This is a genomic window from Streptomyces sp. P9(2023), assembly GCF_032436795.1.
GTDB lineage: Bacteria > Actinomycetota > Actinomycetes > Streptomycetales > Streptomycetaceae > Streptomyces.
Genome location: NZ_JAUPWM010000002.1, coordinates 113428 through 125374, shown reverse-complemented (window position 1 = coordinate 125374; position 11947 = coordinate 113428). Strand labels below are relative to the sequence as shown.

Here is an 11947-nt window from a genome sequence, read left to right as displayed (position 1 = left end):
GACGTCACTTGCCGAACCACGCGTGGTGGATCGTCAGCGTCGACGCGTTGCCCTGCTTGTCCGTGACCTCGGCGCGGAGCGAGACGCTCTTGTCCTTAGCCGGGTTCCGCACGGAGATCCTGCCGTTCTCGACCTTCACGAGCCGCCAGGTCTTCCCGTCGTCGTAGCTCACCGACACGGCCAGCGACCCGAGGTTCCGCCCGGCCGCCGAGCCCTGCACGGTCACCGGGACCAGGACCGAGGCGCCCGCCGGGGCGCGCGAGGCGAGGTCGACGGGGGGTGCGAAGCGGACCGTGGACACCGGCAGCGCCGTCCTGGCCGCGACCTGCTTCGAGCGGAACGTGAAGCCGGCTTCGACGTGGGTGGAGGCCGCGGCGACGTTCGCCGCCCGCTCCACGGTGGTCGTCAGCCGGTACTCGGCGTCGGCGGCGTCGACCGTGAAGGGCTTCTCGCCGCTCAGCGGGTCGTCGTTCTCACCGACCTTGACACCGTCGCGGTACAGCGCCGACGTGGCCGAGGTGTACGCCGAGGGACCCGCGTGGCCCGCGCCGTCACCGAACAGCGGAAGGGCGCCGACGATCTGCTGCTCGCCCGTGTCCGGGTCGGGCGCGGTGCGGAAGACGCCCATGTTCTCGCCGAGGAGCGGACCGAAGACGCCCGTGTTGAACGTCTCCCGGTACGTCCGGCCGGCCGCGTAGCGCTTCGGCCGGACCATGTTGTAGTCACCCTCCCAGGCGGGGTAGCCCCACTTGTCGGGCTCGCCCGCCTGGCTGTACCTGGTGAGCCACTCGACGCCGTCGGCGGTGGAGACGTAGAAGGTGCGCGTGCCCGGCGCCGCCTGCGGGGCGGAGAATCCGTTGCCCTCCGGTGCGCCCGGAAGCTGGGCGAACGGGGAGACGAAAGCGGACTTCCCGGGGGCGGAGGCACCGAGCCCGACCTTGAGCGTGGCCAGCTCGTTCGCCTTCACGTGCTTGGTGTAGCCGGTCGCGACCTGGCTCGCCTTGCCGCCGAAGGCCACCGAGTACTGCGTGCCGGCGTCCTTGAGGAAGTGCGCGTCCCAGGTCTGCAGGAGCGAGCCGTCGGTGACCGCCGGGCCGAGGTGGGCGGTGCGGAAGCCGGTGAAGCCCCGGAGGACCCAGCCGTTGCCGACGCGGCCGATCTCGGTGTCGCGCTCGTAGTACGTGCCCCCGTAGTCCACCGTGTCGAGGCCGGGCACGGTGAGGTCCACCGGCTTGGTGGTGCGCGCGTCGGCGGTGAGCGTGGTGTCGCCGGAGATGTCCAGTTTCGGCTGGGCGATCCAGTCGGTGCCCTTGGTGAAGTCCGACGGGTCCTGGTAGACGGCCGTGTTGAAGGTGTACGAGCCCTTGGGCACACGGATCCTGTGCGTGCCGGGCTCGTCGTCGATGCGGGTCCCGAAGCCCTTGGCGAGGCCGCCGACACCGATCAGGGTGCTGGAGAAGTTCGCGGCGTCGGAGCCGTCGCGGCCGATGGTCCGGAGCGTGAGGTCGTACGACTCCGCCTCCCGTACGGCCACCGCGGCCGTGCGGACGGACTGGCCCGCGCCGGTGGCGGTGACGTAGCCCGAGTAGGTGCCGTCGGCGTCGCCGATCCTGGTGTCGGCGGTCAGGTCGACCTCGGCCCTGCCACCGGCGGGCACGGTCACCTTGCCGGCGCCGAGGCCGAAGAACCTGGCCGGGGCCGGCTTGCCCGTCGGGTCGAGGGCGGACACCGAGAGGTCGAGGGTGACGTCGGTGGTCCCGAGGTTGCGGTAGGCGACCTTCTTGGTGAGGGGCTTGTCGTCGGTGTGCGGCCACAGCGCCGTACCGAAGGTCAGCGAGACCGGATCGGCGATGACGCTCTGGGCCAGCGCCTTGTCGACCTGGACGCGGCCCGAGCCCTGCTGGAAGGCGGTGTGGTCGCCGCCCTTGGTGGACGCGGTCAGCGCGCCCTTGAGCTCGGCGGACTTCCAGTCGGGATGCCGCTGCTTGAGGATCGCGGCCGCGCCCGCCACGTGCGGGGTGGCCATGGAGGTGCCGTCGATCTGCAGGTACCCCGGCGCCGGGTGCGGGGTGCCGGGGCGCGTGTCGATCTCGCTGCCGGGGGCGGCGGCGGCGGTGATGGCGACGCCGGGCGCGGTCACGTCCGGTTTGATGGCGCCGTCACCGACGCGCGGGCCGATGCTGGAGAAGGGCGCCAGCTTGTCGTCCTTGTCCACCGCGCCGACGGTCAGCGCGGCGTCCGCGGTGCCCGGCGAGCCGAGCGACGAGTCGCCGAACTCGCCGTCGTTGCCTGCCGCGACGGCGAACAGGATGCCCTTCTCGGCGGTCAGCCGGTCGACCGCCGCCTCCAGCGGGTCGACGCCGGGGCTGTCGGGGCCGCCGAGGCTGAGGTTGACCACGTCCGCGCCCTCGGCGGCGGCCCACTCCATGCCGGCGAGGACGGCGGAGTCGTCCCCGATGCCCTCGTCGTCGAGGACCTTCCCGCTGAGCACCTTGGCGCCGGGGGCGACGCCCTTGTAGGTGCCGCCGGACTTCGCCCCGGTACCGGCGGCGATCGACGCGACGTGGGTGCCGTGTCCGACGCGGTCCACCGCGTCGGGGGAGGCGGAGAAGTTCTTCTCGCCGACGACCTGCGTCTTGAGGTCGTCATGGGTCTTGTCGACGCCGGTGTCGAGGACGGCGATCGTGACGCCCTCGCCGTCGTACCCGGACTCCCACGCCTTGTCGGCGCCGATCCGCTGGACGCTGCGGTCCAGGCTCGCCCGGCGCACCCCGTCCAGCCACACCCTGCCGATGCCGGAGGCGGTGGCGCGCACGCCGCTCTTCTGCCGGTTGGTCAGCGCCTCCCACACCTTGGCCACGTCGTCCTGCGACGTACGGACGGCGTCGGCATCGATGGTCGGGAAGGTGCGCCGCAGCTGGGTGTCACCGGCCGAACGCACCTCGGCCCGTGCGGCACCGGCGGCGCTTCCGGCGTACTGCACGATCAGCTTGAGCCCGTCGCGGTGGCTCTCGCGCAGCCGCGGATCGGTGAGCTCGTCGACGTCGAAGAGCCGCTGGTCCAGCTTGCCGGTGGCGATGAGGCGCTGCGCGTCGCTGGGCACCACGAGAGTGCGGTCCTTGATGCGCTGTATCTGTACGGGTATGTGCTCACGGCCGGCGGCGGCCTCGATCCCCACCACCTGGCCCTTGGCGCCGATCAGCACATGGTCGCCCGTGACGAGCTGGATCCGCCGGTCGCCTTCGGAACGTGCGGTGTTCGGAGTGGTCGTCGTGTTCGCAGCGATCGCTGTCGCGGGGCCGGTCATGCCGGCCACCAGGGCCACCGATGTGGCCGCTGCGAGGGTGAAGGCGCCTGCTCTCTTCACATGTGCGCGCAAGTCTCCCCCAGGAGCTTGGAATGAGGTCGAGTGGTCATTTCCAGCCAGGGGGCGCAAGAGGGCGCCCGCCGCCGGTCAGCGCAGTATGTGAGGTGAGGACAGATGTGATCAACGGCGGTGCGGGCGTGGGGGGTTGATCCTCGCGAGTTCAGGCCACGTTGAAACGGGCGAGTTTGATGGGGCGTCGATGGACGTGTGACGGCTGTGTGACGCCTGTGCCATGCCTGTGCGACAGCGGCGCACGGCGGTCTCCGGATCCCTTGCGCGACAGGCCCCGCGCGCCAATCGAGGGCCGGCACCGCTGCGCCCGGAGCGCGTTCCTCCAATTGGCCGTATCCGTACCCGGGCGGAAACCGCGTGGCGGCACCTGCGGGCTCTTTGGCCTATACCAATTACCCGGGTCCCAGTAGTCTCATCCGTGGCCGGCGGTACACCCTTCCCCCACCCGGTTGCGTGCTGGCACGGGCCTCGCTGACGCCCCACTGCTCCGAGCAGCCGGGTTCCCCCCCCGTTCGCCGCCTCCAGGAGGATCACGGTGAAAGTTCGCACGAGAAGCTCGGCGCTCATCGGCACCATCTGTCTCGTCGCTTCCCTCGCACTGACCACGGCGTCCGCGGAGGACCGCGACGCGGCCCGGCCGAAGGTCCCGAAGATCGCGCTCACGAACGTGGCCACGGCGCAGAACCCGATCGCCGGGGCCGCCGGTCCCGGCGGCAAGCTCTGGATCGCCGAACGAGCCGGTACGGTACGGGTGTTGGGCGATCAAGGGCTCGGCGCGCCCGTCCTCGACATCACCGCCGAGACCACCACCGACGGTGAACGCGGCCTCCTCGGTATCGCGTTCGCCAACGATCTCGCGCACTTCTACATCTCGTACACGAATCTCGAAGGCACCAGCACCATCGACGAGTTCGCCGTACGGGACGGCAAGCTCCGGCCGGACACCCGGCGTACCGTCCTCACCCAGACGCAGCCCTACTCGAACCACAACGGCGGCGACATCAAGTTCGGGCCCGACGGCTACCTCTACATCGCGTTCGGCGACGGCGGCTCGGGCGGCGACCCGCACGGCAACGGGCAGAAGCTCGACACGCTGCTCGGCAAGATGCTGCGGATCGACCCGCGCGGCGGCACGCCGTACGCGATCCCGGCGGACAACCCGTTCGTGAACGACCCGAACGCGAGGGACGAGATCTGGGCCTACGGGCTGCGCAACCCCTGGCGGTTCTCCTTCGACTCGGGCACCGGCGACATGCTCATCGGCGACGTAGGCCAGAACGACTGGGAGGAGATCGACCGGGCCCCGGCGACGAGCAAGGGCGGCGAGAACTACGGCTGGTCCCAGATGGAGGGCAACCATCCCTTCCGGGGCGGCATCGAGCCGGCGAACCATGCGCGCCCGCTCCACGAGTACGCCCGCGGCGGCCTCGGCTGCTCGGTGACCGGCGGATTCGTCTACCGGGGCGACGCGATCCCGGCTCTCCAGGGCCAGTACCTGTTCAGCGACTACTGCGACGGCACCATCCGCTCCCTCACGATGAAGAACGGCACGGTGACCGGAGTGAACGACCTCGTCGTCAACGGTGGCGAGGTCATCTCGTTTGTGCAGGGCGGCACGGGCGAGCTGTACGTGCTCGCGATCGGCGGCAACATCGCCCGCATCGACCCGGTTCGGCGTCGCTAGCCCGGACGAGCGTATGAGCGCCGTGCCGTCCGACTCTCGCCTGGAGGCGACGTCGGGCGGCACTCGGCTCAGGCGGGCACGGTCAGGCGGGCACGGTCAGGCGGGCACGGTCAGGCGGGCACGGTCAGGCGGGCAGGGCGTGACTCCGGTGCGCTGAGCGGGACTCCCGTCCCTCCCCTTCGCACGGCGATGATCTCCGCGGCGATCGAGACGGCGGTCTCCTCGGGGGTACGGCCCCCGAGGTCGAGCCCGATCGGCGACCGCAGCCGCGCCAACTCCGCCTCGGGCACACCGACTTCCCGCAGCCTCCGGTTACGGTCCAGGTGCGTACGGCGCGAGCCCATGGCTCCGACGTACGCGACCGGCAGCCGCAGGGCCGACTGGAGCAGCGGCACGTCGAACTTCGCGTCATGGGTGAGCACGCACAGCACGGTACGACCGTCGACCTCCGTGCCTCGCAGATAGCGGTGCGGCCAGTCCACCACGATCTCGTCGGCCTCCGGGAACCGCGCCCGCGTGGCGAAGACGGGCCGTGCGTCGCACACCGTGACGTGGTAGCCGAGCAGCTTTCCCGTACGCACCAGCGCCGCCGCGAAGTCGATCGCCCCGAACACGATCATCCGGGGCGGCGGCAGACTCGACTCGACGAAGACCGTGAGCCCGCCCGGGCAGCGCGAACCGTCCTCGGAGAGTTCGACCGTTCCGGTCCGGCCGGTGTCGAGCAGGGCGCGCGCCTCCCGCGCCACGGCCTCGGCCACCCGGTCCCCGCGATCCCCACGATCCCCGCTTTCGCCCCGATCGCCGAGCCTTCCTTCGTACGTTCCCTCGGCACGTACGACCAGAGCGCCGCCCACCCACTCGGCCGGCCCGCGGACCACCCGGGCCAGGGCCACGCCCTCGCCCCGTGAGGCCGCCCGCAGAGCCGCCGCCAAGGTCGCCCGCCGAGGTGACCGCGCGCCCACCGGAGTGACCAGGATGTCGATCACCCCGCCGCAGGTCAGCCCCACGGCGAAGGCGTCCTCGTCGCTGTACCCGAACCGTTCGAGCACCGGCTCGCCGTCCGCCAGGGCCTGCCCGCACAGTTCATGGACGGCGCCCTCGACGCAGCCGCCGGACACCGAGCCGATGACGGTCCCCTCGCCGTCCACCGCGAGGGCGGCCCCCGGACCGCGCGGGGCGCTGCCGCCGACGGCCACGACCGTGGCGACGGCGAAGGGGCGGCCGTCCTCGACCCACCCCATCAACTCCCCGGCGATGTCAAGCACTTCGATGCTCCTGGGAGCCCGCGAGCACCCGGTCCGGGCGGATGGGCAGCTGCCGCTGCCGTACGCCCGTGGCGTGCCACACCGCGTTGGCGACGGCCGCCGCCGCGCCGACGATGCCGATCTCGCCGACGCCCTTGATGCCGATCGGGTCGCCCGGGGTGGGGTCGTCCACCCAGTCGGCCTCGACCCGGTCCACGTCGGCGTTCGCGGCGATGTGGTACCCCGCGAGGTCCGCGCCGACGAGGCCGCCCGAGGCCTGGTCCCGTACCGCCTCCTCGTGCAGGGCCATGGAGATGCCCCAGGTCATCCCGCCGATCAACTGACTGCGCGCGGTGAGCGGGTTGACGATGCGGCCCGCCGCGAAGACGCCGAGCATGCGCCGTACGCGCACCTCGCCGGTCGCGGTGTCCACGGCGACCTCGGCGAACTGGGCGCCGTAGGAGTGGCGTTCGGCCGGTGCGAGCCCACCGAGGGCCTGGGCGCTGTCCGAACGCACGGTCAGGCCCTCCGGCGGGATGTCGAGGCCGAGCGCGAGGCGCTCCCGCAGCTCCTCGGCGGCCGGCGTGATGGCCCAGGCCCAGGAGCTGGTGCCCGCCGAGCCGCCCGCCACCCACGCCGGGCCGAAGTCGCTGTCCCCGATGCGGACGTCGACCCGTTCGGGGGCGACGGCCAGGGCGTCGGCCGCGATGAGGGTGAGCGCCGTCCGGGCTCCGGTGCCGATGTCGGAGGCCGCGATCCGTACGGTGAACGTCCCGTCGGCCCAGGCCGTCACCGCCGCCGTGGACGGGACCGCAAAGGCGTGAAAGGTGGACGCGGCGGTGCCGGTGCCGAGCAGCCACCGACCCTCGCGGCGCAGTCCGGGCCGCGGGTCACGGTCGGCCCAGCCGAACCTGCGGGCGCCCTCCTCGAAGCACGCGATCAGCTTGCGACCCGCGAACGGCAGCCCGCTCAGCGGGCCCGTCCCGGGCTCGTTGCGCACGCGCAGGGCGATCGGGTCGACTCCGCATCGCTCGGCGAGCTCGTCGAGCGCCGACTCCAGGGCGAACGACCCGGGGGCGGAGCCCGGCGCGCGCATGGACGTCGGGGTCGGGACGTCGAGGCGGACGATCCGGATCGAGGTGTGATGGGCGTCGGCGTCGTACAGGACCCGGCCCGCCGCGGCGGCCGGCTCGACGAACTCGTACACGGCGGACGTCTGGCTGACGGAGCGGTGCTCCAGCGCGCGCAGCCGCCCGTCCGGGTCGGCGCCGAGCCTGACCCGCTGCGCGGTCGGACTGCGGTGTCCGGCGAGCGTGAACATCTGCCGGCGGGTCATGGCCACGCGCACCGGCCGCCCCAGCGTCCGCGCCGCCATCGCCGCCGCCACCTGGTGCACCCGGACCAGCTTCGATCCGAAGCCGCCGCCGACGTGCTCGGAGCGCACCCGCACCGCGCCCGGATCGAGCGAGAACAGGCTCGCGAGGTCCGTCGCGGCCCAGGCGGCGCCCTGGTTGGAGTCGACCACATCGAGGCGTCCTTCGACCCAGTGGGCGGCCGCCGCGTGCGGTTCCATAGGGTTGTGGTGCTCTTCGGGAGTGGTGTACTCCGCGTCGACGACGACCGAGGACGCGGCGAGCGCGGCCGCCAGATCACCCTTGCCCGTCGTCGCGGGCAGGAAGTCGTCCTGCGCGTAGGAGTCGGGTCGGTCACCCGCGAACGCGGTGTCGTGCGGCTCCTGTTCGTACTCCACGACCAGCGCCTCGGCACCCGCCCTGGCCTGCTCGGGCGTCTCGGCGACGACCAGGGCGACGGGCCAGCCCTCGTGCGGCACACGGTCGTTCTGGAAGGCGGCGCTGGACGGGTCCGGCTTCGTGCCCATGATGCTGGTGTAGTCCGTGCGGACACGCGGCGCGTTGTCGTGGTGCAGTACGGCGAGGACACCGGGCATCGCGAGTACGGCCGCGTCGTCGAGCGAGCGGATCCGGCCACGGGCGATCGTGGACAACACCAGGCTGCCGTGGGCGAGTTCTGCGAAGGGGATGTCGCCCGCGTAGCGCGCGGCGCCGGTGACCTTGTCCCGGCCCTCGACGCGGGTGTGCGCGGTGCCGACGGCGCCGGCGACCCGCGCCTGCGTACGTACGGGAACGGTGGTGGTCATCGGACCGCCCCTTCCTGGGCGAGTTCGGTGGGTTCGGCGAGTTCGCTCAGGACCGCCACGGTGAGGTTGCGCAGGAGCGTCACCTTGTAGCCGTTGTGGGCGAGCGGCCTGGCGGCCGCCAGCTCGGCGTCCGCCGCGGCGGCGAAGCTCCCGGCGTCGGCGGGCGCTCCCCGCAGGACCTCCTCGGCCGCGCGCGCCCGCCAGGGCCGCGACGCCACGGCCCCGTAGGCCAGCCGGACGTCCCGTACGACACCGTCCCGGACGTCGAGTGCCGCGGCGACCGAGCCGATCGCGAAGGCGTACGAGGCGCGCTCGCGCACCTTGCGGTAGCGGGAGAGGGCGCCGACGGGGGCAGGGGGCAGGGTGACACCGGTGATCAGCGCACCCGGCGGCAGGGCGGTCTCCTGATGCGGGGTCCCACCCACCGGCAGATAGAAGTCGGCAAGCGCCAACTCGCCCGGTCCGTCGGCGGTTTCGTACGTCACGACCGCGTCGAACGCCGTGAGCGCGACCCCCATGTCCGAGGGGTGCACGGCCACGCAGTGCTCCGAGGCGCCCAGGATCGCGTGGTTGCGGTGCTCGCCGGCGATGGCGGGGCAGCCGCTGCCGGGCTCCCGCTTGTTGCAGGGCCGGCTGAGGTCGGTGAAGTAGCCGCAGCGGGTGCGCTGCAGCAGATTGCCGCCGACCGTGGCCATGTTGCGCAACTGGCCCGAGGCCCCGGCCAGTACGGCCTGCGTCAACGCCGGGTAGCGGCGGCGGACTTCGGGGTGGGCGGCGACGTCGCTGTTGGTGGCGGTCGCGCCGATCCGCAGGCCACCGTCGTCCGTCGGCTCGATGCCGTCGAGCGGCAGCCCGCGGATGTCGACGAGCCGCTCCGGGCGCTCGACGCCGGCCTTCATCAGGTCGACCAGATTGGTTCCGCCACCGAGGAATCGGGCCCCCGGATCGGCGTCCAGGAGGGCTACCGCGCCCGCGGTATCGACGGCCCTTCGATATGTGAACTCCCTCATGCCACTGCCTCCTTGGGCTCGGCCGAGGCCCGCGCGGCGGCGTGTGCGACCGCCTGGACGATCGACACGTACGCGCCGCAGCGGCACAGATTGCCGCTCATCCGCTCCCGGATCTCCTCGGGGGTCAGCGGTGGCGGCCCCGCTTCGGGCCGTACGTCGCCGGTGACGGCGCTCGGCCAGCCGGCCGCGTGCTCCTCGATGACGGCGATGGCGGAACAGACCTGCCCAGGAGTGCAGTAGCCGCACTGGAAGCCGTCGAAGTCGAGGAACGCCTGTTGTACGGGGTGCAGTTCGCCCTGCTCGGCGACGCCCTCGATGGTGGTGACCTCACGGCCCTCGGAGGCGACGGCGAGCTGCAGACAGGCGACGGACCTGCGGCCGTCGACAAGCACGGTGCAGGCTCCGCACTGCCCGTGGTCGCAGCCCTTCTTGGTACCGGTCAGATCGAGCCGCTCGCGCAGGGCGTCGAGCAGGGTGGTGCGGTGGTCGACGGTCAGCGCGTGCTTCTCACCGTTGACGTGCAAGGTGATGGCGCTGTGTGTCGACGAGTCGGAAAGGTCAGGTGGATGCATGGTCGGCGCCCTCTTTCGCGTGCCCGGGAGACGGGGGGGTCGATGAGGTGTGTTCGAGCCGTGTCCAGCGCTAGGCTGGATTCAAGCGGACAGCTGTCCGTTACCTGGAAACGTACCGGACAGCTGTCCGGTACGCAAGAGAACCGAGGACGGGCATGGGCGGGCAGGAGAGACAGGAGAGACCCGAGGAGGCGCAGTCGGCGGGGCCGAAGCGCTCCGACGCCCAGCGCAATCGCGAGCGCATCCTGGAGGTCGCGCTGGCCGAACTGACCCGTGACAAGGACGTCCCGCTGAGCGCGATCGCCCGGAAGGCGTGCGTCGGGCAGGGCACGTTCTACCGCAACTTCCCCAGCCGCGAGGCCCTCGTCCTGGAGCTCTACCGCCATGGGATGACCCAAGTGGCGCAGAGCGCGGCCGGGTTGCTCGCGTCCCTGCCGCCCGACCTGGCGCTGCGCGCCTGGATGGACCGGCTCGCCGAGTTCGCGCTGACCAAGGCCGGCCTCGCGGACGCGATCTACGCGGCGCTCAGCGCCACCGGGAGCGAGAAGCCCCCGCCGACCGAGCTGCAGGCCGCGGCCGGAAGCCTGCTCCGCGCGGGCGAGGAGGCGGGCACCATCCGTCCGGGCGTGACCCCGGACGACTTCATCCTCGCGATCACCGGCCTGTTCGTCATCGAGCCCGACGAGCACTGGAAGGAACGCTCCACGCGACTCATCGACCTGGTGATGGACGGCCTCCGGACCAGGGCCCGGAACTCCCCTCAGCCGACCTGAGCGTCACCGGCGAGATGCGGGAAGCGGAACTCCGTGCGGCGGTGTGCCGTCGCGCCCGGCCGCAGTACGGCGCTGGGGTATTCGGCCCGATTGGGGGCGTCCGGGAAATGCTGCGTCTCCAGGCAGACCGCGCCATGGCGTTCGAGGGCACGCCCCGTGCCGTCGGAGAGGGATCCGTCCAGCTGGTTGGCGGTGTAGACCTGCAGCCCCGGCGCCGTGGTCCACACCTCCATCACGCGCGATTCCGCCGGGGCGGCCAGCCGGGCCGCATGCCGCAGCGGCCCCGGCCCCGGCTCCGGCCCCGTTCCGGACAATGCCCAGCAGTGGTCGTACCCGCCGGCCAGGATGATCTGCTCGTCGGCTGCCCGGACGCACTCCCCGAGGAGCCGGGGGGAGGTCAGATCGAAGGGCGTGTCGGCGACGTCGCGGAGGGGGCCGAGCGGGATGCCGTCGGCGTCGACCGGCAGACAGGCGGCCGCGTCGACCTGCAGCGTGTGGCCGAGGACGTCCCCGGCACCCGCCAGGTTGAAGTACGCGTGGTTGGTGAGACTGACGACGGTCGGGCGGTCGGTCGTCGCCGCGCAGGTGAAGGACAGCGTGCCGGCGGCGTCTACGGCGTACGTGACGGTGACGTCGAGAGCGCCGGGGAAGCCCATGTCCCCGTCGGGGCTGCGCAGCGCCAGGCGGAGCGCCGCGGTGTCGTCGCCCAGGACGGGAGTCGCCGCCCACACCCTGGTGTCGAAACCGCCGGGACCGCCGTGCAGAGCGTGCCCGCGGTCGTTGACGGGGACGCGGTACGTCGTGCCGTCCAGGGTGAAGCGCCCGTGGGCGATGCGGTTGGCGTAACGGCCGATCAGCGCGCCCAAGTAGGGGCCCTTCCCGGCGTACTGGTCGACCGTGGGGAGGGACAGGACCACGTTCGCCGTCTCGCCCCGGGTGTCCGGCACGCCGAGCGCGTGCAGGACGCCCCCGTACGTGAGGATCTCGGCGTACACACCGGAGGGGGATTCCAGCCGCCAGAGGCCGACGTCCTCCCCGCTCGGGGCGGTGCCGAACGGCCGGTGGCGCACGGTGGGGCGGGATCGCAGCATGTGAGTCCTCGGGGCGGGCGAAGGACCGGACGAAGC

The 11947-nt window shown here is 72.3% G+C and carries 8 protein-coding genes; 2 read left to right on the top strand and 6 right to left on the bottom strand.

What is annotated here, in order from left to right:
* Positions 1-4: 4 nt before the first annotated feature.
* Positions 5-3307 (bottom strand): S8 family serine peptidase, encoded by a 3303-nt coding sequence (locus Q5762_RS03065; RefSeq protein ID WP_315890679.1) that lies wholly within the window; start codon positions 3305-3307, stop codon positions 5-7.
* 607 nt (positions 3308-3914) lie between these two features.
* Here Q5762_RS03065 and Q5762_RS03060 point away from each other — a divergent pair.
* Entirely contained in the window at positions 3915-5063 is a 1149-nt protein-coding gene (locus Q5762_RS03060) for a PQQ-dependent sugar dehydrogenase (protein ID WP_315890342.1), read from the top strand.
* 110 nt (positions 5064-5173) lie between these two features.
* On the opposite strand, the gene Q5762_RS03055 is transcribed toward Q5762_RS03060, so the two are convergent.
* Genes Q5762_RS03055 through Q5762_RS03040 form a run of 4 tightly spaced genes read right to left on the bottom strand, consistent with a single transcriptional unit; the run spans position 5174 to position 10047 of the window.
* Positions 5174-6328 (bottom strand): XdhC/CoxI family protein, encoded by a 1155-nt coding sequence (locus tag Q5762_RS03055; protein WP_315890341.1) that lies wholly within the window; start codon positions 6326-6328, stop codon positions 5174-5176.
* Positions 6321-8465: a xanthine dehydrogenase family protein molybdopterin-binding subunit gene (locus Q5762_RS03050; RefSeq protein WP_315890340.1), complete on the bottom strand. Its 2145-nt coding sequence runs from the start codon at positions 8463-8465 to the stop codon at positions 6321-6323. Before Q5762_RS03050 ends, Q5762_RS03055 begins: the two co-directional genes overlap by 8 nt.
* Positions 8462-9475, bottom strand: coding sequence for a xanthine dehydrogenase family protein subunit M (locus Q5762_RS03045; protein ID WP_315890339.1), 1014 nt, complete (start codon positions 9473-9475; stop codon positions 8462-8464). Before Q5762_RS03045 ends, Q5762_RS03050 begins: the two co-directional genes overlap by 4 nt.
* Positions 9472-10047: a 2Fe-2S iron-sulfur cluster-binding protein gene (locus Q5762_RS03040; RefSeq protein ID WP_315890338.1), complete on the bottom strand. Its 576-nt coding sequence runs from the start codon at positions 10045-10047 to the stop codon at positions 9472-9474. The genes Q5762_RS03045 and Q5762_RS03040 overlap by 4 nt, the downstream gene beginning before the upstream one ends.
* Positions 10048-10202: 155 nt before the next feature.
* Here Q5762_RS03040 and Q5762_RS03035 point away from each other — a divergent pair, with 155 nt between their 5' ends.
* Positions 10203-10820: a TetR/AcrR family transcriptional regulator gene (locus tag Q5762_RS03035; RefSeq protein WP_315890337.1), complete on the top strand. Its 618-nt coding sequence runs from the start codon at positions 10203-10205 to the stop codon at positions 10818-10820.
* On the opposite strand, the gene Q5762_RS03030 is transcribed toward Q5762_RS03035, so the two are convergent.
* Entirely contained in the window at positions 10808-11911 is a 1104-nt protein-coding gene (locus tag Q5762_RS03030) for an aldose epimerase family protein (RefSeq protein WP_315890336.1), read from the bottom strand. The genes Q5762_RS03035 and Q5762_RS03030 overlap by 13 nt on opposite strands.
* Between the last annotated feature and the right edge of the window lie 36 nt (positions 11912-11947).

Coding starts and splice junctions, on each gene's coding strand:
- Q5762_RS03065 (WP_315890679.1), bottom strand. CDS start 3,307: ATGACCGGCCCCGCGACAGCGATCGCTGCGAACACGACGACCACTCCG.
- Q5762_RS03050 (WP_315890340.1), bottom strand. CDS start 8,465: ATGACCACCACCGTTCCCGTACGTACGCAGGCGCGGGTCGCCGGCGCC.
- Q5762_RS03045 (WP_315890339.1), bottom strand. CDS start 9,475: ATGAGGGAGTTCACATATCGAAGGGCCGTCGATACCGCGGGCGCGGTA.
- Q5762_RS03040 (WP_315890338.1), bottom strand. CDS start 10,047: ATGCATCCACCTGACCTTTCCGACTCGTCGACACACAGCGCCATCACC.
- Q5762_RS03035 (WP_315890337.1), top strand. CDS start 10,203: ATGGGCGGGCAGGAGAGACAGGAGAGACCCGAGGAGGCGCAGTCGGCG.
- Q5762_RS03030 (WP_315890336.1), bottom strand. CDS start 11,911: ATGCTGCGATCCCGCCCCACCGTGCGCCACCGGCCGTTCGGCACCGCC.